At 46.1% G+C, this 21,872-nt stretch carries 19 protein-coding genes; 2 read left to right on the top strand and 17 right to left on the bottom strand.

Annotated features, from left to right (window positions below; all coding sequences use genetic code 11):
- Positions 1 to 11: 11 nt before the first annotated feature.
- Genes CI595_RS01350 through CI595_RS01380 form a run of 7 tightly spaced genes read right to left on the bottom strand, consistent with a single transcriptional unit; the run spans position 12 to position 6,598 of the window.
- Entirely contained in the window at positions 12 to 977 is a 966-nt protein-coding gene (locus CI595_RS01350; RefSeq protein WP_095170948.1) for a D-2-hydroxyacid dehydrogenase, read from the bottom strand.
- Positions 978 to 1,015: 38 nt separating this feature from the next.
- Positions 1,016 to 1,879: a phosphogluconate dehydrogenase C-terminal domain-containing protein gene (locus CI595_RS01355; protein WP_095170950.1), complete on the bottom strand. Its 864-nt coding sequence runs from the start codon at positions 1,877 to 1,879 to the stop codon at positions 1,016 to 1,018.
- Between the two features lie 49 nt (positions 1,880 to 1,928).
- The gene (locus CI595_RS01360; protein WP_095170952.1) at positions 1,929 to 2,861 is read right to left on the bottom strand and encodes a transketolase family protein; all 933 of its coding nucleotides are present in this window, start codon (positions 2,859 to 2,861) and stop codon (positions 1,929 to 1,931) included.
- Positions 2,861 to 3,682 carry a transketolase gene (locus CI595_RS01365; RefSeq protein ID WP_095170954.1) on the bottom strand — a complete coding sequence of 274 codons (822 nt, stop codon included), beginning with the start codon at positions 3,680 to 3,682 and terminating at the stop codon, positions 2,861 to 2,863. The genes CI595_RS01360 and CI595_RS01365 overlap by 1 nt, the downstream gene beginning before the upstream one ends.
- A 40-nt stretch (positions 3,683 to 3,722) precedes the next feature.
- Complete coding sequence (locus CI595_RS01370) at positions 3,723 to 5,006, bottom strand: TRAP transporter large permease (protein ID WP_243135075.1); 1,284 nt, start codon at positions 5,004 to 5,006, stop codon at positions 3,723 to 3,725.
- Positions 5,003 to 5,515: a TRAP transporter small permease gene (locus CI595_RS01375; protein WP_095170956.1), complete on the bottom strand. Its 513-nt coding sequence runs from the start codon at positions 5,513 to 5,515 to the stop codon at positions 5,003 to 5,005. Before CI595_RS01375 ends, CI595_RS01370 begins: the two co-directional genes overlap by 4 nt.
- A gap of 18 nt (positions 5,516 to 5,533) precedes the next feature.
- Positions 5,534 to 6,598 (bottom strand): TRAP transporter substrate-binding protein, encoded by a 1,065-nt coding sequence (locus CI595_RS01380; protein ID WP_147737682.1) that lies wholly within the window; start codon positions 6,596 to 6,598, stop codon positions 5,534 to 5,536.
- Between the two features lie 140 nt (positions 6,599 to 6,738).
- On the opposite strand from CI595_RS01380, the gene CI595_RS01385 reads away from it, so the two are divergent.
- Both CI595_RS01385 and CI595_RS01390 read left to right on the top strand, forming a co-directional pair.
- Positions 6,739 to 7,467 carry a FadR/GntR family transcriptional regulator gene (locus CI595_RS01385; RefSeq protein WP_095170961.1) on the top strand — a complete coding sequence of 243 codons (729 nt, stop codon included), beginning with the start codon at positions 6,739 to 6,741 and terminating at the stop codon, positions 7,465 to 7,467.
- A 270-nt stretch (positions 7,468 to 7,737) separates the two neighbouring features.
- Positions 7,738 to 8,442: a FadR/GntR family transcriptional regulator gene (locus CI595_RS01390; RefSeq protein WP_095170963.1), complete on the top strand. Its 705-nt coding sequence runs from the start codon at positions 7,738 to 7,740 to the stop codon at positions 8,440 to 8,442.
- Positions 8,443 to 8,550: 108 nt separating this feature from the next.
- On the opposite strand, the gene CI595_RS01395 is transcribed toward CI595_RS01390, so the two are convergent.
- From CI595_RS01395 to CI595_RS01440, 10 genes are all read right to left on the bottom strand, one after another.
- A complete protein-coding gene (locus CI595_RS01395) occupies positions 8,551 to 10,746 on the bottom strand; it encodes a beta-galactosidase (RefSeq protein WP_095170966.1) in 2,196 nt (731 codons plus the stop codon).
- 15 nt (positions 10,747 to 10,761) lie between these two features.
- On the bottom strand, positions 10,762 to 13,272 hold the full coding sequence (locus CI595_RS01400) for a glycoside hydrolase family 2 protein (protein WP_095170968.1): 2,511 nt from the start codon (positions 13,270 to 13,272) through the stop codon (positions 10,762 to 10,764).
- 9 nt (positions 13,273 to 13,281) lie between these two features.
- The gene (locus CI595_RS01405; RefSeq protein ID WP_095170970.1) at positions 13,282 to 14,808 is read right to left on the bottom strand and encodes a xylulokinase; all 1,527 of its coding nucleotides are present in this window, start codon (positions 14,806 to 14,808) and stop codon (positions 13,282 to 13,284) included.
- A gap of 36 nt (positions 14,809 to 14,844) precedes the next feature.
- On the bottom strand, positions 14,845 to 15,504 hold the full coding sequence (gene deoC, locus CI595_RS01410) for a deoxyribose-phosphate aldolase (protein WP_095170973.1): 660 nt from the start codon (positions 15,502 to 15,504) through the stop codon (positions 14,845 to 14,847).
- Positions 15,501 to 16,556, bottom strand: a complete 1,056-nt coding sequence (locus CI595_RS01415; RefSeq protein ID WP_167388439.1) for a galactitol-1-phosphate 5-dehydrogenase — start codon at positions 16,554 to 16,556, stop codon at positions 15,501 to 15,503. Before CI595_RS01415 ends, deoC begins: the two co-directional genes overlap by 4 nt.
- A gap of 30 nt (positions 16,557 to 16,586) precedes the next feature.
- The gene (locus CI595_RS01420) at positions 16,587 to 17,630 is read right to left on the bottom strand and encodes an alcohol dehydrogenase catalytic domain-containing protein (RefSeq protein WP_095170977.1); all 1,044 of its coding nucleotides are present in this window, start codon (positions 17,628 to 17,630) and stop codon (positions 16,587 to 16,589) included.
- A 10-nt stretch (positions 17,631 to 17,640) separates the two neighbouring features.
- On the bottom strand, positions 17,641 to 18,591 hold the full coding sequence (locus CI595_RS01425) for a sugar-binding transcriptional regulator (RefSeq protein ID WP_095170979.1): 951 nt from the start codon (positions 18,589 to 18,591) through the stop codon (positions 17,641 to 17,643).
- 27 nt (positions 18,592 to 18,618) lie between these two features.
- Entirely contained in the window at positions 18,619 to 19,470 is an 852-nt protein-coding gene (locus tag CI595_RS01430) for a carbohydrate ABC transporter permease (protein WP_095170980.1), read from the bottom strand.
- Positions 19,463 to 20,359 (bottom strand): carbohydrate ABC transporter permease, encoded by an 897-nt coding sequence (locus tag CI595_RS01435; RefSeq protein ID WP_095170982.1) that lies wholly within the window; start codon positions 20,357 to 20,359, stop codon positions 19,463 to 19,465. The genes CI595_RS01430 and CI595_RS01435 overlap by 8 nt, the downstream gene beginning before the upstream one ends.
- An 85-nt stretch (positions 20,360 to 20,444) precedes the next feature.
- A complete protein-coding gene (locus CI595_RS01440) occupies positions 20,445 to 21,863 on the bottom strand; it encodes an ABC transporter substrate-binding protein (protein ID WP_095170984.1) in 1,419 nt (472 codons plus the stop codon).
- Positions 21,864 to 21,872: the final 9 nt, after the last annotated feature.

The following is a 21,872-nucleotide window of genomic DNA, read 5'->3' on the forward strand; positions in this document are numbered from 1 at the left end:
AAAACTTACTTTCACTTATTAACTACATTGATCGGATCACCGTCTGTAAATGCTTTTAAATCTTCTACTGCAATGTCCATAAGCCTCTGTCTGGACTCTTTTGGAGCCCAGGAAATATGAGGTGTAATAATGCAGTTCTTGGCCTGTAAAAGCGGATTGTCCCCTCTGATGGGTTCCGTGGACACTACATCCAGTCCGGCTCCGGCAACTTTACCGCTGTTCAAGGCATCTCTCAAATCTTCTTCCACGATCAGCGGCCCTCTGGAATTGTTGATAATGATCACGCCGTCCTTCATTTTTGCAATGCTCTCTTTATTCACCAGTCCCTGAGTGGATGGAAACAGCGGGCAGTGCAGGGCGATCACATCTGCCCGGGCAAATAATTCTTCTCTGGATACATATTCGGCAATCTCTCTTCCGCAGTCATTGGGGTACTCGTCATTGGCGATGACCTTCATTCCCAGGGCTTTTGCAATACGCCCTGTAGCCTGTCCGATCCTTCCGAATCCAACGATCCCCATGGTCTTGTCAGCCAGTTCAATCAGCGGATAATCCCAGAAGCACCAGTCAGAGTTCTTTTCCCATCTTCCCTCATGAACTGCTTTGTCATGATGGCCGATATGATGGCAGATTTCCAGCAGCAGGGCAATGGCAAACTGTCCCACCGCGGCGGTACCGTATGTTGGAATGTTGCAGACAGGTATGCCTCTCTCCCTGGCAGTATCCACATCCACCACGTTATATCCTGTGGCAAGGACTCCCACATATCTGATGTTTCTGCAGGCCTCAAACACTTCTTTTGGAAGGGGTGTTTTATTGGTGATAACAGCATCCGCATCACTGATCCTGTCAATCACCTCCTGCATATCTGTGAGGGATGTGCGGTCATAAACCGTCAGCTCCCCCAGTGCTTCCATATCTCCCCAGGATAAATCTCCAGGGTTTTCCGTATAACCGTCTAACACAACAATTTTCATTCTCTTTTTATCCTTTCTGCAAAAGCTTCTTATTCCCGTTAAATCAGCGGGGTCTCCGGATGCAGCATGGTTGCAATGACTTTGTCCAGCACTTCGTCTTTCCAGATATCTTTCCAGTTTTCCCTCATTACCAGACGGCTGCCCAGTCCGATCGCCACCTTGCACGCATCCGATACGGGCGGATTTCCGGGAATGTATCCCAGGAAGTTGGCGGACAGATTGTAGATATGGCCGGTGAGAAAAGACACTGCCGCTTCCTTAGGGATTCCCCGTTTTACTGCTTCCTCCACGGTCTCCGCCATGGCATACAGGCAGGTAGCTCCCAGCAGTTCCACAAGTGTCGGCTCTAAAAATGCAATCTGTTCAGAGGACATAACATACGCATGTTCCACCGGCGCATACATCTGTTTTGCAACCTCCACGCACTGCGCAAACCGCTCATCCTCCCCCTGGATCTTGGACATGACAATATCCTGTTTTCCGCCCATACCGCCAAAACGGTCCTGACGTGCCTCAAAGGTGTCCTGATCCAGAAAATAAGATGGATGGCAGGGATGGGCCACACCAAAAGTACAATCATCTCTCAGTGTCAATTCCCTGGCAACTGCCGCCGCCGGGTCCAGAATGATAAATCCGGTTCCGGGTTTTAACTGGGGCACATAGATAGCCGAGAGCTTTCCGATCAGGGTATCCGGTACGGCAAATACCACCACATCAGCTTTTGTAAGGGCCTCCTCCACCGGAGTCGGCCGAAAGCCACGTTCTTTGATGCTCTTTATTCCGGCATCTGTGGCCTCCACCAGAAGCAGTTCAAACGCATCCGGTTTTTTTGCCAGATTGTTGCTTGTCCTTGTTCCCATTTTACCGCCTGCACCAATTACACTTACTACAATCTTACTCATGTTTTTTTCCTCTTTTCCAATTATTCCATTATCACTATACCAATGGCTGTTATAAGTTTTCTTTTACCGTTTTTGCAATATTCTCCGGTGAGAATCCGTAAAAATCCGCCAGTTCTTTTGCAGGGCCGGATTCTCCAAAGGTGGTAAGCCCCATACGTTTTACAAATTTCGGTGCATGTTCTGTTGCCAACTTGCTTATGTATGCCCCCAGACCGCCGTTCTCATTATGATCTTCCACAGTCACGATCTTTTTCGCTTTTTTGATCGCTTCCACTATCTTCTCCGGGTTCTTTCCATATAAAATGTTGATATCTCCCACTGTCACGTTCACACCCTGTTCCTTTAGCAGGTCCGCTGCGGCAAGAACACGTTCCAGTACAAAACCGCTGGACAAAAGGAGTGTGTCATCTCCGTATTCTCTCAGGATAGTTATTCCCTCCGGGGAGAATGGTGCATCTTTTTCGTACACATTTGCCTCTCTTCCGCTTCCGGCCCTGACATATACCGGCCCGTTGATCTCTGCTGCCATCTGTACTGCTTTGTACGTCTGATATCCATCCGCTGGTGTCAGGATCGTATAGTTGGGAATATTTGAGAGAATTCCCAGGTCCTCATAAAACTGATGGGTAACTCCCTCTCTCTCTCCTCCCAGAAGCCCGGAGTTGATGCCCACAAACTTTACATTCAGGTTGGGATATGCCACAAATGTCCGCATCTGTTCACAGGCACGCATGGTCATAAATCCAGCGTAAGTGCCTACAAACGGAGTTAATCCTGCTGCCGCCAGTCCTGCCGCCGTATCCACCGCATTCTGCTCGGATATCCCCACCTCCACATACTGGTCAGGATACAGCTCTGCAAACTTTGTGGCACGCATTGCTTTTAATGAGTCAGGTGAAACAAACATGATTTTATCGTCATTTGCTGCCAGATCAATAAGCGCAGCAGCAAAGGCCTCTCTCGTCCCCTTAAATTCTGTCATTATTCCATACCTCCTAATTCTCTTACCGCCTGCTGGTACTGTTCTTCTGTTGGTACTCCCTTATGCCATGCATTGTCATTTTCCATGAAAGAAAGTCCTTTTCCTTTTACACAATTACATACAATCACACTTGGTTTTCCCTTAACTTCCTTCGCTTTTGCGACGGCTGCCTTGATCGCATCAATATCGTGCCCGTCAATCTCCTGTGCATCCCACCGGAAAGCCTCAAAACGCTCTTTTATATTATTTGAGCCAATGGTATCCTGCACAGAGGCACCGCTCTGCCATCCGTTCTTGTCCACAAATACGATCAGATTGTCCAGTTTATGGGCTGCTGCGGAATTTATCCCCTCCCAGCATACTCCCTCCTGAAGCTCCCCGTCTCCGGCAATGGCATATACATAGTAATCCTTCTTTCTGTATTTACCGGCCATAGCCATGCCTCCGGCAATGGAAATGCCATTTCCCAGGGAACCGGATGTCATATCAACACCCTTTGTCTTGTTCATGACCGGGTGTCCCTGGAACCTACTTCCCAGTGCTCTCAGCTTGAAGTCCTCTATTTTTTCTCCAAAATATCCTTTTTCTGACAATGCGGCATAATAAATGGGGCAGGCATGGCCTTTTGACAGGATAAAACGGTCTCTGTCCTCCCAATCCGGGTTTGCAGGGTCCACTCTCATCACATCAAAGAAAAGTGCTGCCATAATATCTGCAATGGACAGTGCCGGTCCCGGATGTCCGTCCTTCCCTCTGTATACCATATCCACGGCTGTCATCCTAAGATGATCAGCCACCTGTTTCAGTTCTGCGCTATTCATGCTAAAACCTCCTTAAAATTTATATGTTTATAAGTTACGATCAAACTCCCATCATGCCAGGAAGCCAGGTGATGATTGCCGGAACAAAAGTCATGACCAGCAGAGTTGCCACTTCTATACACAGGTACGGGATGATCCGTTTGCTGATCTTACCTATACTGGTATTGGCAATACCCGAAGCGACAAAAAGATTCACTGCCATCGGCGGTGTTATCATACCGATGGAGGTATTGATAATAATGATGATACCTAACGCAATTGGTGATAATCCCAGTGACGCTGCGATTGGCAGCAAAATAGGAGTCACCAGCAGAATGATGGACTGTGTTTCCAGGAAACATCCCAGGAACAGCAGGATCACATTGATCATCAGCAGTAATGCCACCTTATTGGTGAACAGTCCCAGTACGCTGGATGCAATGAAGGTTGGAATATTCTGGTTGGTCATAAACCATGCAAAGGGCGCTGACATACTGACGACAAATAAGACAACGGCTGAACTCACGGTTGATTTACGGAAAATTTCATAAATGTCTTTTATGGTCAGCTCTTTATATACAAATACGCTTATGATAAAAGCATACACACAGGCCACCGCCGCAGATTCCGTTGGCGTGAACAAGCCGCCGTAAATGCCGCCCAGAATGATGACCGGCATAAAGATCGCAAGAAGTGCTTCTTTAAAAGAGTGGGCAAAAGCCCTGAGTGTAACTTTGCTGTTCTCCGCAGCATCGTATTTTTTGCAGATAACAATGTTGGTGGCGATCAGCACTGCCGCTAGCAGAAGCCCCGGAATGACACCTGCCATGAACATAGTCCCCACGGATACAGAGGCCGTCACCGCGTAAGTTACCATGGGAATACTGGGAGGTATGACAACTCCCAGGGTCCCGCCGGAGGCTGCAACGGCTGCCGCCACATCATCCGGATATCCTTTCTCCTTCATCCGTGGAACCGTGATACCGCCAATGGCAGCTACGGTTGCCGGATTGGAACCGGAGATAGCTCCAAAGAACGCGGAGGCTACCACGGTAATACAAGACAGGCGGCCCGGGATCTTTCGCATTAAAATCTCAATAAAATCTATGAGCCGTTTGGAAATTCCGCCTTTTTCCATAATATTACCCGCTAGTATAAAGAACGGAACCGCCATCAGGGTAAAATTATCCGCCTGGGTAAACATTCTCTGTGCAACCGCTGGAAGCAGATTGAAATTCCCGCTGGCGACAATTGCCACACATACCGCAATCCCCAGACAGATGGCAATGGGAACGCCCAAAAACAGCATGACAAACAAAACTCCGAACAACATTCCTATGATCATTCTTTCTTTTCCTCCTTTTGCCCAATCTCTTCTGCTTTCTCTTTTTGTGTAACCTTCACAAATGTATTCCACGCATAGCAGAGGGCCATCAGAATCAGTCCCAGAGGAATGGACAGATACATGATCCACATAGGCCAGCGCAGACTCGGCGTAACCTGCCCACTTGCCATCTGCTTCTGCAGAATGGTCACTCCGTAATAGGAGGCAAAAAAACTAAATGCAACTACCAGTACCGAATCCAGTATGTATATCACCTTCAGCACTGTTTTAGAGCAAAACAGTTCCAAAGCTTCCACGCAGAAATGCTCTCCATTGCACGCCGCAACACCAATCCCCAGAAAGATCACCCAGATCATACAGTATCTTGCAAGTTCTTCTGCCCATGGGATCACAAACAAACCGGTGAAACGCGCAACCGTGGCAACAAAGATAACTGCGCACATAAGGATCATTAACACAACCAGAAGCACCTCTTCCGCCTTTTTAAGTCCGTTAAACAGCTTTTCCAAAATGTCCACTCCTTCTATTTAATTAGATGACTGTATCTTTTCTACCAGTTCCTTATTCAGCTTCAGGCTGTCCAACCGGTCGTATACCGCACTCGCTGCATCTTTCCACACCGCTTTATCCACTTCTGTAACCGTAACGCCTGCATCCCTCATATTTTCTATTGCTTCTTTATTATAGTTGCTGCTGTAATCCCTCTGATAATCCTTGGCTTCCTCCGCTGCTTTGTCGAAGGCCTCTTTCTGCGCGTCCGTAAATCCATCATAAGTGCTCTGGGCAATCATCAGCACACAGGGGGAATAGAAAATGTCAATCATGGAAACGTATTTTTGTACCTCATATACTTTTGCCGACTCAATGATGGCAATTGGATTTTCCTGTCCATCCACGGTTCCCTGCTGAAGGGCTGTGAATATTTCGCTCCAGGCCATTGGAGTTGCTGTTGCGCCTAATGACTGGTATGTTTCCATATGTACGCTGTTTTCCATGGTACGGATTTTCATGCCTTTTAAGTCATCCGGTGTCTTTATTTCTTTTTTGTCATTGGTCACCTCACGGAACCCGTTTTCCCAGAAACCAACTCCTTTGATTCCCTGGCCGTCCAATTGCTGCAGAAGGGAAGTTCCCACTTCACCATCCAGCACCTCATATGCATGTTCCTCATCCTCAAACAGGTAAGGAAGGTCCAGAACCGCAAAATCAGAGACAAAATTCGGTATGGGACCTGTAGATATGAGACACATCTCCTGTACGCCCATTCCCACATTTTCCATCATATCTCTTTCATTTCCCAACTGAGAGTTTGGATAAATATCAAGCGTCATCTCCCCGCTGCTGTATTCCTCCAGCAACTTCTGCATTTCCTGCAGGCCTTTTACATAATGGCCTTCCGGTGCTGTGGTCGTTCCCACCTTTAATCTCATTGTGGCACTGTCTGCCCCAAGCATGGTGTCTTCGCTTTTTGTCCCGCTGTCTGCTGTACTGCCTGAGGATTGTGCCGCAGAGGTATCAGTATTCCCTCCTCCGCTGCTGTTTCCGCATCCGGTCATAACTCCTGCCAATGTTATGGTCAACAGAGCTGCCAAAAATAAATTTACCTAGGAAATATTATGCAAAATATCTTATATCTAATATTTGACGTATGATGTTTCCCCATGATAAGATATTAACAACTGCTAAATCATTTGAGACTCTTACTAACTTTTAACCGTTTGGAGGTGAATATTTGAGTAATTTATTTGAGGCAAGCAAGCGGGAATCTGCTGTAGATCTGGTTGTCAACAGTATCAAACAACTGTTAATGGAAAGAACATTAAAACCAGGGGATAAGCTTCCCAGCGAATTGGAGATATCGGAGGAACTGCGCGTGAGCCGCGGTTCGGTCAGGGAGGCTATGAAGATCCTGACTGCTTTCGGGTTGGTGGATATCCGGGTGGGAAACGGCACATATGTATGTGAAACCCCGGGAAATACCACCATGGATTCCCTTCTGTTCAGTTTCTTTATCTCCAATCCACAGATTGATGATCTGTACGAGTTCCGGCATATCTTTGAAATTGATATTCTCACCATGATCCTGGAGCATTACGATGACAATGGAAAAGAACGGAAAGCGCTTCGGGAGAATTTAGAGCAGTTAGAGCGTCTAATGGCTGTCGCTGACTCCGGCAGAAAACTGTCAGAAAATGACCTGGAATTTCACAGACTTTTAGGTCAGGCTTCCAAAAATCTGCTGGCTGAACGGGTTTATAATTTCATCATAGACTTTATGGAGCCTTCCATTGCCGCAACTCATAAAGGACGCAGCGGTGAAATTGTTTATGAACTTCATCGAGATATTGTGGATTTGATCGAATCCAGGGATGCCGGCAGGATTGATGAGGTTATCACCAATTCCGTGGATACCTGGTCCATCCTACAGCCATCCACAGCTATGAATCTCTGGGGAGAATAAAGAAAAATATCTGGCCCGATATTGTCTGCGACTGGCCGCGAATAACGATTTCTGTTCATTTGTTTGACGTTTTATCTTTTTTTTGATAGTATTAGAGTAACTATTCAGTAGATCTGCGCATTCACTGCGCTGACCGTAAGAAAGCATTCCGCAGCCAAGCAAAAATCCCATCGCCAAAGGCGATTCTGCATGGATTTTTGCCTGTAACTGTGAGGATACTGAACAGTTACGCATTAGAATAAATAAATGATAATCGGAGTGGTATAAAATATGAGTAATTTATTTGAGGCCAGCAAACGAGAGTCTGCTGTAGATATAGTTGTAAACAGCATCAAACAGCTATTGATGGAAAGGCGCCTGAAACCAGGAGATAAGCTTCCTAATGAACTGGAAATTTCCGAGGGTTTAGGCGTCAGCCGCGGCTCCGTAAGGGAAGCCATGAAAATCCTCTCAGCGTTCGGACTGGTAGACATTCGGGTAGGAAACGGGACCTATGTGTGTGAAACACCGGGAAACGAATTGATTGATTCCCTTCTGTTCAGTTTTTTTGTATCCAACCCTGACATTTCCAATCTCTATGAGTTTCGGAAAATATTTGAAACGGATATTCTCGAACTGGTTCTGGAGCATTACGAAGAGAATGCCGTGGAACGCAAAAAACTTGCGGAAAACCTGGAACAACTAAAGACACTAATCGACAGCGGCGCTGACCAGTCCAAAATAACAGAAAATGACCTGGATTTTCACCGTCTCCTGGGCCTGGCCTGCCATAACCAGATTGCTGCCAGGATATATGCTTTTGTCATGGACTTTATGCAGGCATCCATTACCAATACCCATAAGCACCAGAATGGCGAATATGTGTATCAGACCCATATGGCGGTCTATGAAGTGATCGAGAACAGGGACAGAGACAGGATTGACGAAGTTGTGAACAGGACGGTGGAGGTTTGGTTTAAGCTTCAGGATGCATGATTTCTTAAAATCAGCCCTCCACCCTTGGTCTGTATCTATATACAACAGAATAGAAAAGAACCATTCCGCTTAATCTATGGATTTAAGCTCTGAATGGTTCTTTTCTTATCACTCTTTTATGCAGTGAAAGATTTTCACTTCCTGTGGTTCCAGATTACATGTCATCTTCAACACTTCTCCGGAATGCCGGGTCTCTTTCTTTACAATATCCGTTACTTCAGCACACCATCCAAGATTCATATCAAGACTGATGCCCAAATGCTCTGCTTCATGGTTAATAAGAAAGACAAACTTATCCTGTTCCCGTTCCAATACACGGACTTCCACATTCTGCTCTTCCTTTTGTCCCCTTAAACAAATATCCGAATGATATTCTGCCATATCAAGTGCTTTTCTGAAAAGTCTGTTTGTATCCCCTGAATAATTCCACATTGCATTTGCAAAAAATAAGGTTCCCAGGTAGACAGTCTTTCCCTGGCCGTATGTGCTTTTTGTCATAATAGGCAGGCCATCGGAAAGTGTGGCTACCGTTTCCGCATTTTCATGAAGCACGATTTTTTCAGCTATGACTTTTGCTGTATGTTCATACCGCCTGCCGTCCAGAATAATATCCTCCTCATTGATCGTTCTGTAATCACTTTTTACATGCAGTCCAAACACCTGGTCAAGACCCCCGGCGGGACACACTTCTGCTCCCCATCCATTGTCCGTAAAATATCCGCACAGACCGTCACTGATCACTTTGCCACCGCCGCGAACAAACGTTTCAATGGCTCTTGCCATGTCAGAAGACAGGTTGACACTGTATGGCAGCAGCAGAATCCGGTATTTTTCAAGTTCTCCGTTCAAGACCTGGTCTTTACATACAAAATCCGGCTGTATCTGGTTCTGCATACATAGTTTATAAGCACCCATCAAGGAAAGGGAATCTTTATAGTATCTGTTCTGCTTCCGTATCATACAGCTTCCCGATAAGCCCAGGGAAATAAGGCCCTCTGTAAAAATACTGTCAAGATTATAGAGAATGGCAGCCTCACTCTTTGGAGCCATTGCCTCAGCAAGCTGTTCTTTATATGGCTGAAATACCTGATTAAACTCTTTCAGTGCCCGGCATCTCTCGGTAGGCTCCCCGTTTCTCTCTGTAAAACCGAGTGATATGGTCTCCACCGTGGAAAGTTCGGGCCTCCATCCCCAGAAAAGGATCCCTTTCGCTCCCCTGGCGATCTGTCCCCAGGTCTGCCGTTTGATCTCATCTCCGGTAATGGGAATGGAGAAACAAAAACTGTCCTCTGTCCTCTCCCCAATAAAGACATACATGGGACCTGCTCCGGTGCCTGTCTCCCCAATCCAATATGGACCATTGCCGCCTGCACTTCGCAGCAGGTCACAGACAAATGCCGTGATCTCCGGATTGACAAAATCATACATGGAACTTCCCAGCATATCTGTTGTACCGGCCAGTTTATAATGGTCATTGGATGTCACCACCGGATGTCCCGTCTCATAAATGGCAGTATGTACCACCGTACATCTGTCCTCATCATACTTTTTAACCGTCTCACTCAAAAATCTCATGGCATCCGCCTGCGCGTCAGATCGGAAATACTTCCAGTCCAGCCAATCTGTATACACGCCTACAGACCGCGGCGGTTCTACCTGTGCCCAGTTTTGGTATTGTCTTGTCCATGTTTCATTTAATTTTTCCAAAGAACCATACTTTTCTTTCAGCCACGTTCTGAATTTTTCCTTTGAATGCTCACAGTAGCAATAAACCAATTCTCTCCATTCATTCTGGTAATATTGCTGAGAGGGCTCCTCTGTAGGTTCATGGAACACATCAAAGGCAACGATATTTCCATTCCCTTTATAATGCTCTGTAAACCCACGGATAAAGTTTTCAATGGTTTTCCTGTGTGCTTCACTGTCCAGGCATAATCCCGGCCATCCGCCTGTGGCCGCATCCGCCTGCTGATGAGGCGTCCATACGGTTCCGGCTGCTGATACATAACGGCTGTCAGGATGTTTCTCATACACCCACTCAGGCGTACACACCAAATATAAAGTAAAGATCACCTGAAGTCCATGTTTTACTGCTGCTTCCAGAATAGCATCATAATAAGAAAAATCAAACTCGCCCTCCGACGGCTCTATGGTTCCCCATGTAGCATGGACCCTGACAGTGTCCATACCGCACTCCTTCATATTTTGAAAGTCATACTCCCAATGCCGGCTGCTTCTGTCTCTGTAAGCGGAATACTTGGTGCCAATTGGAAATAATGTCTGAAGCTTTTTTGTCTGATTCATAAAATTCTTCCCCCTTTACCTTACCTGTCCAAAATGGAGTGCGTGTTTCTCCTGATTCTCTACCAAAATCTCCTTTATTTCCCCCGGCAGAATATCAAAATAATTATCTGAACAGGAATATCCGCCTTTCACATACGCACCATGGACATAACCTCTGCTTGTTACCGTCACATGGGTATAATGTCCTGTTTGTTTTGTCTGTAAGACTTCGATCGAATTCTTATCATACTCCAGAGTGCGTATATCCCCTATCCTTAAATATACACTTTCCTCCGGTCCCCCTGATGCCAGGAACATAATACTGCCCTTCCTGTAATCTTCCTTTGGAAGCCTTTCCCGCAGCACACATTTCCTCGACGCTGCTTCCAGTTTAAATATAACAGGCTTCAGTTTCCTTACCCTTCCGTCAAAAGAAACATATCCCAGTTCTCCTTCTGCCTGGGCAGCTGCATTTGTATCATTGAGTCCCCATATAACCAGTTCATCATTTTCACGGCGCATAACAAGCCTGATGGGAGCAAGTGCCCGTTTCACCGCATAATAAGATATTTTTCTTCTCAGATAATAGTCTATGACAGTCCATCCTGTCTCCCCCCAGGTATCATTGTACATCCAGAATAAGGCGCCGAAACAATCCATCCGTGCACGCATGGCTTCCAGAGAGTACCCTAAGACCAGAGCCTGGAACATACCGCCATAGAGGGCATACTCCTCCATCCCCAATCTCTCAGGCTGGTCAATGTAGTGTTTCCGAATCCCCGCATATACACTGTCTCTCTCAAAAACATTACAATGCATTTCCCATGCTCTGCCGCTTCTTTCCACTTTGTCTGTTCCCATATATTCGCATATGGATTCTACACAGCACGGGCCGATACAGCCATATTCGCTGACAAACCTGGAGCGGACCTCATCATACAGGACCGGCTCTATACGTTCCTCCATATCCTGACTCATAAAACCGTTATGCCACCTGTGTACATCTCCACAGGAATCATCATTTGGCAGCTTCCCCCCATATGGCGAACTGTTCCAATAGGGGATATCCGGACAGTTGGCATGTATGACCTTTTTAGCCAGAACATTAGATATGTACAGCCCCAATGGCTGCTCCCTGGTAAACGCAACCTGCCACCTGGGATTATCTTGGGAATTAAAGAGCCAGTGGTTCTCATTACTACCGCAGAACAATGCCATACAGGCATGGCTGCGAAGACGTCTGGTCTGATAGTCCAGTTCCTTCTGCACCTCCCTCCGGAACCATTCCAAATGGTCCGGATAAGTGGCACATGCAAACATAAAATCCTGCCATACTAAAATCCCTTTCCGGTCGCAGAGCTGATAAAAACCTTCCCTCTCATACAATCCCCCGCCCCAGATGCGCAGCATATTGAAATTAGCATTCACTGCCTCCTCTAAAAGCTTCTCTATTTTCCGGTCTGTAACTCTGGCATATATGGAGTCATTCGGGATCCAGTCACCGCCTTTGCAGAAAACAGGGACATCGTTGACATAAAACTGAAACTTTCTTTTCTCTCCCCTCATAGGCGATGTATCCAGTTTCAGCGAGCGGATACCATATGTGATTTCCCTGTACTCCTTACTACTGTCGTCCAGGATCATCTCCACTGAGATTCGGTACAATGGCTGCTCACCATATCCATTTGGCCACCACAGCCTCGGATGTTCTATCTCCATATCTAGACAAAAATAATTCATCCCCGAGGTCAGAAGCTGATCCTTCAAGACAGATGCAGCACAACACTCTCCTTCATAAGAGATTGTCACCTGAATATCACAGGTCTGGGTAGATACCATAGGCAGGCTTTCCACCTCCGCTGTCACCGTCAGGCCGGCAGTATCTCCGTGCAGCCGCGTCTTTGCTTCCACATCCCTGATGACAGCCTTTCCACAGGACAGAAGATATACATCCCCCACAATGCCGCAGGTAACTACACGGGGCCCCCAGTCCCATCCTACCGTGTACTGAGGCCTGCGCACAAAAGCCCTGCGGTAATCGCTTCGGTATTTTCCTCCATTGTCATCCTCCCGGCACACAGCCCAGTTGAGCTGAGAGAGCTGTTCATCTGTAACGTCTTCAAGTCCTGTGGATACACGCACAGCGATCTCATTTCTCCCCTCTCTCAGCATATGTCCGGCAGGATAAACAAAGGGATAATGTACGCTTCTATGACTACCTGCATACTGCCCGTTTATGAATATATCACTCTTTGTATCCAGTGCTTCAAAAACCAGTTCCAATGTCTTTCCTGATAAACCGGAAAGCTCAAATTCTTTAAAAAACCACCACGCCCGCTTTTCCACCCACTCTGATTCCAGACAATGATCCGCAGTTACGGGGTCCTGAATCACCCCATTTTCAATCAGCGGCATTCTGACATCTGCAGGCACATCACAGGTAAGCCAGCCATCCTGAAATGCTCTCACTGCTTCCAGTTTCTCCTTTTGCCAGTAAAGAGGGGAATCATGCAGCTTCCATCCTTGATTCAGATTAATCTTCTCCATATTTTATCCTCACGAACATTTTTCAAGCCTTTTATAAAAAGCCGGCAATTCCTGCATATATGCTTTATACAAACGTTTCCTGTCCTCGTATAATTTGCAGTCAGCCGCAGAAGGCTGATATATTTTAGAAACCTTTACATGTTTTTTTGCTGTCTCCTCCGGATTTTCAAAAATACCTACGGCATTTCCTGCAAGGATACATGCCCCCCACATGGACACATCCCCTCTGTCCAGGGTACCATGTTTTTTCCCCGTGATATCGGCAGCCATTGCAGGCCACAGGGCAGACTTCGCCCCTCCGCCAATCATCTTAACAGTATCCCAGGAGTATTCCGGATACAAACAATCTACACGTTCCAATGCAAGGGAAAAATCATAAGAAAAACTCTCCAAAAGTGCACGATAGAAATGTTCTGTATCATGGCTCCAGTCAAACCCCATAAATAGGCCTTTCAAATCTTCCGACAAAGGCATGGAACTGCCTCCCAGCAGGCCCATGGCCATCATGCCGTCACAACCTGCGGGAACCGCTTTAGCTGCCTGGTCGATTCTGGCAAAGGCATCTTTTAATGATTCCTCTTTTCTGACAAAATGCTTCACAAACCAATCCAGCGTAATACCTGAGCCAGCAATAAAATGTGTCACATAATACTTTCCCGGCACCGCGGCTGCCAGTATATCCAGTCGTTTTTCCTGCACATCCGGGCGGTAATCTTCCACACAGCAGCTGATCTCCCCATATGACGAGGCCTCGAACACAATATCTCCTGCCTCCACATTTGCGGCGCCCAGGCATCCTGCCACCTTATCCCCTGCCCCGGAGACAAGAGGTATACCGCTTTTTAACCCCACTGCCCTTGCTGCCTCTTTGCCGAGATATCCGCAGATTGTATTAGACCCCACCATTTTGGGCAGAAATTTTTCATCCAGCCCTATATTCTCACAAATCTCCTTTGACCAGGTGTTATCCCTGATATCTGCCAGCCCTGTCCAGGAAGCATAGGAGCGGTCCATCACAGCATCCTCTGTCCCGAGATTTCCCAGTCTTCCGATAACATAGCCGCTGATCATCACATACTTTTCTATCTTTTCAGAAAGTTCCGGGTATTCAGCGGCAAACCATTCATATTTTGGTGCCATCTGCGGAAAATTTGTCCCGCTGATCTCCAGAAATTTATCTTTCAGTTCCTGCATCTGCCTTTTTGCATAAGGCATATACCGGGAATCCAGGGAACAGGACCATGTGGTAATATCCTCCCAGTCCTTCCCCACCCCCATGAATCCCGACATCTGTCCTGTAAAGGCGATCGCTGCAAGATCCTGTGCCTGTTCCCCAAGTTTTTCTGAAACCATTTTAATACAATGAACAACAGAGGCAAACAAATCTTCGCCCTTCTGAATAAACACTCCCGGCGCAGGCCTTTCATCCTTCACCGGTTCCATGGCTTCTTCCACACAATTACTCTGTGTGTCATACACACCGCATTTAATAAAACTGGTCCCCAAATCCACCGCCATAAGTAACTGCCTGTCCAATTTTCGTCCCCCTTGCGGCAAACCTGCCGTCTGAAATCAATCTGTTGGTTCTGTTAGTAGTTTTACCGCCGAACTTGTTCCGATCCTGCTGCATCCTTCAGAAAGGAATGCTTCCAGATCTTCTCTGGTCCGTATTCCGCCCGCTGCTTTTATTTTTACATTTTCCCCAATATATTTTTTAAACAGACGGATATCCTCAATCGCAGCCCCTTTTGTACCGAAGCCTGTAGAGGTCTTGATATAATCTGCACCGGCATGGGTAACTGCCCTGCACATGGCAATTTTCTCCTGTTCACTCAGATAACAGGTCTCAATGATCACTTTTAAAACAACATCCCCTACCGCTTCTTTTACAGCACGGATTTCTTCTGTCACCTTCACGGTATCCCCATTTTTTAAATCAGCGATATTGATCACCATATCTACTTCCCCGGCTCCTTTGGATACCGCGTCTTTTGCTTCAAACACCTTGGCTTCCCTCGTATTGTATCCCAGGGGAAAACCAATGACCGTACAGATATTCAGGCGGTCCCCATAGCATTTATGTACCCTCTCCACATAGCAGGGCGGAATACAGACAGAAGCGGTCTCATATAAAATAGCCTCCTCACACAGCTTCCGGATCTCTTTCCAGTCTGCGGCAGCTTTTAAAAGGGTATGGTCAATATGTCCTAAAATCTCTCTGTTCTCTCTCATGCTGCCTCCTGACCATTGGGAAATATCATGATTTTGCTGAAGAAATAACCACCTGCGTCAATTTTCTGAAAGACTTCAGGTACATCCTCCAAACCGATCCTGTGGCTGATGATTCCCTTTGCTGACATGCCGTTCTCATACAGTTTGATGGATTCTGTCCAGTCTCTTCCCGGAAATGGCCTGGTAAAGGAATTCCAGGACCCCACAATCTCAATCTCACTTCTCATAACATAGTCCACTTCCTCCTCCGACAAGGCAAGACCCTGATGTGAGATTCCCAGAAGTACCACTTTGCCCTGCTTTCTTGCACAGCGGATACACTGTTTCTGCGCAGCCGGAGAACCCGAAAAATCAATCACTACATCGGCTCCAATTCCTCCGGTCGAATTTTTCACTTCCTGAATGGCATCTGCGTACAGAGAGTTAATGACGTGATCTGCACCTGCTTCTTTTGCCATATCCAGTTTTTTCTCCCATACATCCACAGTGATGATCTTTCCTGCCCCCTGTATTTTTGCGTACTGCACTGCAAAAAGACCGATTGCCCCTGCCCCGAAAATGCATACCGTTTCCCCTGACTTAAAACCGGCTTTGAACATGGCATGAAGCGCATTTGCACAGGGATCCACTGTGGCTATATCTTCAAAAGGAACATTTTTGTCTACTTTTAAAATATTACTTGTCTTCACTGCAATATACTGTGCCATGGCCCCGTCTCTTCTGGAACCATAATAGTCGTAGTTGTCACACAGAGAATACTGTCCTTCCCTGCACCAGTGACAGGAATAACAGGGAATCAGAGGCGTAGCGGTCACATGGTCCCCCACCTGAAAGTTATCAGCCTTTTCTCCCTTTTTTATGATAACACCTCCGAACTCATGGCCCAGGATGATCGGGGAAACATGTGCCCCATATTTATTGGCCCGGGGAATATCTGAGCCACAGATCCCCACAGCCATAACTTTTACCAACACTTCATCTTCTTCTATTTCCGGAATGGAAACCTCTTCCACCCTTAAATCCCCCGGTGCATACATTCTAACTGCTTTCATAAGCTGTCTTCCCTCTCCTTCTTGGCTTTTTCACATTGTGATCACCAGTTTCATGGCTTCTCCCTTTTCTGCTTCCGCAAAAGCATCCCCGGCACGTGCCAGCGGATAGCGGGCACTGATATATTTTTCCGCATCTATGACACCGTCCCGTATATATCCCATTGCCAGTTTATTCTGCTTCGGAGTGGATGCGTGGACACCAAAAACAGATAATTCCCTGTAGTGGATCAGATTACTGTCCAAATAACCTTTTGATTCCCCCGGCAATCCTCCAAACAGGGATATCCTGCCCCTCTTTGCCAAAAGCCCCATGCCCTGTTCCTGCACTTTTCCTACGGAACAGGCGGTTATCACAACATCCGCGCCATTTCCCTCTGTAAACTCTTTTATCTTTTCCTCCAGATTTTCCTTTGAAGAATCAACAAAAGTAACTCCCTCCAGCAATTTCTCTGCCTGTCTGATCCTTCCCTGTGAGGTCTCTGCTATCACTACTTTTCCCGCATTTGCATGCAGGGCAAGCTCTGCGTGCATACAGCCGATGATACCGCTCCCTATGATAAGGACACACTCCCCCGGAGCAATATTCAAATAAGACTGCGCATTCATGACACAGGCAAGAGGTTCACTCAATGTATATTTTGTGATATCTTCTTCCTGCGGCAGCCCATAAACATTTCCCATATCAAATGCACATGCCGGAACAGCCATGTACTGGGCAAAACCTCCGTCATATTCAAATCCTATGGTTTTCAGGTCATCACACATATTGGTAAATCCCTGCCTGCAGCTTCTGCAGTTCCCGCATCCAATGGCAGGCGCCATGGATACATACGTGCCTGTTGGAAATGCATTGCTGTATTTTTCTTTTACTTCCACGATCTGCCCCACGATCTCATGTCCCATAATCCTTCCATCTGGGATTTTACTGCTCCCAAACCGATAGGTACGGATATCCGTCCCACAGACAGAACAGGCTTTTAGTTTTATGACCGCCCCGATTCCCTCCCGCAGAGATGGTTTTTCTTTCTCAGATAATCTCGGTTTTCCTTTTTTATCAAATATGTAAGCTAACATACCTCTCCTTTTATTCCTGAATCAATTTCTCCGCTGCTTCTTCATCAATGATAAGAACATTGGCATAGCCTGCATGAAGGACCGCGCGGAGAGTTTCCAGCCTTTTCTCCCCCAGGATCACTGCGATCCTGAACTCACATTTTTTTAGCTGCTCCATGGGAACGGCTATGGTCCTGTCTTCCAGATCCTGATTGGCGCATCTGCCCTCTTTGTCGATAAAATGGGTACACACCTCTCCCACAGCCCCGGTATTTTTTAGATGTTCTATCATCTCCTCCGGAATGTAGCCGGAACGGACCAGGGAACTCTGCTGTTCACATTTACCTACCGTAAATACAGCAATATTCATATTTTCCCATAACTGCATAACCTGGCTTATTCCGTGTTCTTTCAGGAATATATCTTTATATGCTTTGTTTTCCACAATAGCCGGCGCTGTCATAGCGTAAGCGTCTCCACCTAATACGGAGACAAAATTTTTGCTGATCTCCCCCGAAAATGTGCTGTTCTGATTCTGGCTCAGCCCACCGCATAACTGGACTACCTTTATGTCTTTATACTCCTGTTCTGTGGACAGCCTTTTAGAACACTCATAGATCGTCCTGCCCCATGCAACACCAATGGTATCCCCATCTTTTACAATGGCGTTCAGAATATCATTTAAAACCCTGCCAAGCTCCTGATAATAGGCCTCTTTCTTCCCATCCTCTTTTTTTCTGCCTGCTGAAACCATAAAGGCCTTTTTCAGCCCGTATTTTTTTCTGAGGTACTTTTCCTCCTCCGTTTCAATCAGCCATGGATTGCTGCTTCTTATTTCTATCAGTTTTTCTTTCCTGGCTTCTATCAATAGTTTTGAAACATAGGAGCGCGAAATATCCATCTGCTTTGCTATTTGACTTTGACTTAAATTTTCCAGGTAATAAAGTCTTACTACCTCCAGTTTTAAATGATCTCTTACCATTTTATATTCTCCTTGTCTGCTGAAGTTTTAACCTTTCACAGAGCCAGCCACCATCCCTTCCATAATTTTTTTATGAAACAGAAAATATACGATCACAACAGGCAGTGTGGCTATAGTAAGCCCTGCCATCATGGGCGTATACTGGACGGAATGCTGTCCTGTAAAATATGTCAGCGCGATCGGCAGCGTTTTCAGCTCAGGTTTTCCCATGAGTACCAAAGAGAACGGAAATTCATTCCATGCATCCAAAAAGCTCAAAATGATCACGGTCGAAAGAATAGGTTTGGATATTGGCAAAAACACTTTGAAGAAGATATCGTGGGTATTTCCCCCATCAATGATCACAGCTTCCTCAATTTCTCTTGGTATGGTGGCAGCAAAGCTGGTCACCAGGAAAATGGCCTTTGGCAGCCCGAACGCGGCATAGACTAGAGCCAGTATAAACCTATTATTATTCAGTGTAAATAGCTTTAACTCCACAAAAATAGGTATTAAGAGGCTGTGAACCGGTATCAGCATCCCTGACAGGAACATGGTGTACAGAATTGTTTTGCCTCTGAACTGGTATCTGGCAAATACAACTCCCGCCACAAAAGCGATCAAGACAAGAGCTGCCACAGCTGCCACACTGACCAATACACTATTGACAAATGCCACATCCATCTTTCCTGTTTTTATTGCAGATATATAGTTGCTGAAATGAAGGGAGGTGGGAAGCCCTATTAAATTTTTCAAAAAAGAAGGTTCATCCTTCAGGGAAGAATATATCATCCACACTACAGGAAACAGGCAGAAAAGAGACAGAACGGCTATGAGCACATTTACCAGCAGCATAAGGATTTTTTTTGCTAATTGCGTGACTCCATATGTTTTATTCATATTTCTTCTTTCCCTTCCCGAATATCACGTTACATATCAGCACCAGTGTCAGACTTACCGCCATGATCCCCACCGATATGGTAGAACCATATCCAAACCGCTGTTTTATAAAGGAAGTCTTGTAAGCATACATAGCGCCCACCATAGAGGCAGTACCCGGACCTCCGCTTGTGATGATATAAATATGCTCAAAGATCTTCATGCATCCGGAAACAGCCAGGATAACTGAAATCTTCACGGTATCCATTGTCATAGGCCATGTGATGAAAACAGCTTTTTTGATTCCGCCCGCCCCGTCAAGAGCCGCACTCTCAAAAATCTCTTCCGGTATATTCTTCATGGCACTAACAAAAATAACTACATACAGCCCAATCCACTGCCATACGATGGGCACCGTTATGGATTTCATGACAATATCCACCTCATCGATCCATGGCCGGATCCAGTTTTCCAGTCCTGCAGACCTGAGCAGAAAGTTCAGAAGTCCGTAATCCTGGTTATAGATGATCTTCCATAGAAACCCCACAACAACAGGAGCAAGGACAACCGGCATGAAAATTGCAAACTGGTGAAAAGATTTCAATTTTAAACCTTTGGAACAGATCAGGGAAGCTATAATAAAAGCAATCCCTACCTGGAATATCACACAGCAGGCTGCCAGGATAAAGTTATTGAGCAGAGCCTTTCCAAATATGGAATCTCCCAATAATCTGGAATAGTTGCCCAACCCCAGGAATATCTTTTTCTTTCCTCCTGACCAGTTGAATAAAGAATAATAAATTGCCATGATTATAGGTATTGCTGTAAATACAAGAAACAGCACCACACTTGGAAACATATACAGAAAAAGAGTTCTCTTCTTAGGCTGCAGTACCTTGTTGTTTGCCATTTGGCAGCCACCGCCTTTCTAAATTTGTCTGCTGAGACCGACCCGCAGGAGCCGGTCTCTTGTGTACAAAACTACTTACCTCTTGTCACTCCAGGATCAGCTCATATTCTTCCTGAACACGCTCTCCCCATTCCTCGGGAGTGATTTCTCCAATGAGCAGCTCCTGGAAATTGGTATTCATGGCATCAATTACAGAAGTGTCAAAGTGACAGTCATACTGTGGTGTCTTTTCCACACTGTTTTTGAGCTGTGCATATTCCTGCACCAGAGGTGAAATAGCACTGTAATCGTAATCAATGTTCATACCTCCGAAATCGCCCTTTTCAGCCAGGTCCTTACACCATTCTTCATCTGAAGTATATTTGATAAATAATTCTGCCGCCTGCTTTTTAGCACCTGTAAGCTTTGCATTATAAGCCTGCCCCCATGCGGATCCGCCTGGTGTTGCGGGATAATTTCCTTTCCCTCCGTCTATTGCAGGCAGAACAGCCACGCCTGACTTTTCGATCACGCTTGTGTTATCACCTGCTGTTGCGATCAAAGTGGCAAAAGTCCAAGAACCATCCACATAAGAGGCATATTCTTCGTTCAGATACGGAGGCATAACTTCAAACTGGTCAATACTGTTCAGGTTTGTATTGAGATATTCTTTTTCTGCCAGCTCTGCCATCTTCTCAACACCTTTGAGCATATCTTTGTCCAAGAATCCGTCCCCGGTGCCTTCCATAATATCTTCATACCATTTGCCGCCGGCCCCTCTGTCTCCCATAGCTCCGAAAATACAGGAATTGGCAACCCACTGTCCGCTGTTTCCCACGCCTAAAGGTACATAACCTGCATCCTTAAGCTTGGCAAAGCAGTCCATCATATCCTCCCAGGTCTCGGGGAACTTCTCGTACCCAACAGATTTATAAATTTCCTTATTGTATATTACCAGAGAGCAGCAGAGATTCTGGAATGGCGCGCCATAGTAATGACCGTCATACTCCATATCAAACAACACCTCGTCATCAAATTTTCCTGACCAATCCTTATCATTTTCAAAGAATTCATCAACTGCTCCGATCTGTTCATTCTCCACCAGATTTGGAATCCATGCCCCTTTTACGTTAAACACGTCAGGGAGCGTATCTGCTGCCGCATACGTCATCATGATCGTCTGATAATCATCGTGTACAGAACCATCATAATTAACTTTTATATTGGGATAATCCTTCTCCAGTCTCTCAATGGCGCGGTTCAGCGCATAGGATTTTGCGTCTGTCGTGCTGTCCAGAGGCCACATCATGGCAACATCCAGCGTTACTTCCTCTGTGAACTCCCCGCCCGCCTCTGCGTCAGCCTCAGGCTCCGTTTCTTTTTCTTCTTTATTTTCCGGCTTTTCTTCTTTTGCCTCCTCCTGTTTTGCTTCTGGCTCTTCCTGGGGTTCATCTGCAGAACCACATGCGGTCAGCATAGAACAGACCATAACACCTGCCAATAACACAGCAATTCTTTTTCTCATTTTTTTCCT

It is taken from the genome of Blautia hominis, from assembly GCA_002270465.1.
Taxonomy (GTDB): Bacteria; Bacillota; Clostridia; order Lachnospirales; family Lachnospiraceae; genus Blautia; species Blautia hominis.

Bases quoted from the DNA above. Each gene is read 5' to 3' on its own strand.
- CI595_RS01350 (WP_095170948.1), bottom strand. From the start codon at position 977: ATGAAAATTGTTGTGTTAGACGGTTATACGGAAAACCCTGGAGATTTA.
- CI595_RS01355 (WP_095170950.1), bottom strand. From the start codon at position 1,879: ATGAGTAAGATTGTAGTAAGTGTAATTGGTGCAGGCGGTAAAATGGGA.
- CI595_RS01360 (WP_095170952.1), bottom strand. From the start codon at position 2,861: ATGACAGAATTTAAGGGGACGAGAGAGGCCTTTGCTGCTGCGCTTATT.
- CI595_RS01365 (WP_095170954.1), bottom strand. From the start codon at position 3,682: ATGAATAGCGCAGAACTGAAACAGGTGGCTGATCATCTTAGGATGACA.
- CI595_RS01370 (WP_243135075.1), bottom strand. From the start codon at position 5,006: ATGATCATAGGAATGTTGTTCGGAGTTTTGTTTGTCATGCTGTTTTTG.
- CI595_RS01390 (WP_095170963.1), top strand. From the start codon at position 7,738: ATGAGTAATTTATTTGAGGCCAGCAAACGAGAGTCTGCTGTAGATATA.
- CI595_RS01395 (WP_095170966.1), bottom strand. From the start codon at position 10,746: ATGAATCAGACAAAAAAGCTTCAGACATTATTTCCAATTGGCACCAAG.
- CI595_RS01400 (WP_095170968.1), bottom strand. From the start codon at position 13,272: ATGGAGAAGATTAATCTGAATCAAGGATGGAAGCTGCATGATTCCCCT.
- deoC (WP_095170973.1), bottom strand. From the start codon at position 15,504: ATGAGAGAGAACAGAGAGATTTTAGGACATATTGACCATACCCTTTTA.
- CI595_RS01415 (WP_167388439.1), bottom strand. From the start codon at position 16,556: ATGAAAGCAGTTAGAATGTATGCACCGGGGGATTTAAGGGTGGAAGAG.
- CI595_RS01420 (WP_095170977.1), bottom strand. From the start codon at position 17,630: ATGTTAGCTTACATATTTGATAAAAAAGGAAAACCGAGATTATCTGAG.
- CI595_RS01425 (WP_095170979.1), bottom strand. From the start codon at position 18,591: ATGGTAAGAGATCATTTAAAACTGGAGGTAGTAAGACTTTATTACCTG.
- CI595_RS01430 (WP_095170980.1), bottom strand. From the start codon at position 19,470: ATGAATAAAACATATGGAGTCACGCAATTAGCAAAAAAAATCCTTATG.
- CI595_RS01435 (WP_095170982.1), bottom strand. From the start codon at position 20,359: ATGGCAAACAACAAGGTACTGCAGCCTAAGAAGAGAACTCTTTTTCTG.
- CI595_RS01440 (WP_095170984.1), bottom strand. From the start codon at position 21,863: ATGAGAAAAAGAATTGCTGTGTTATTGGCAGGTGTTATGGTCTGTTCT.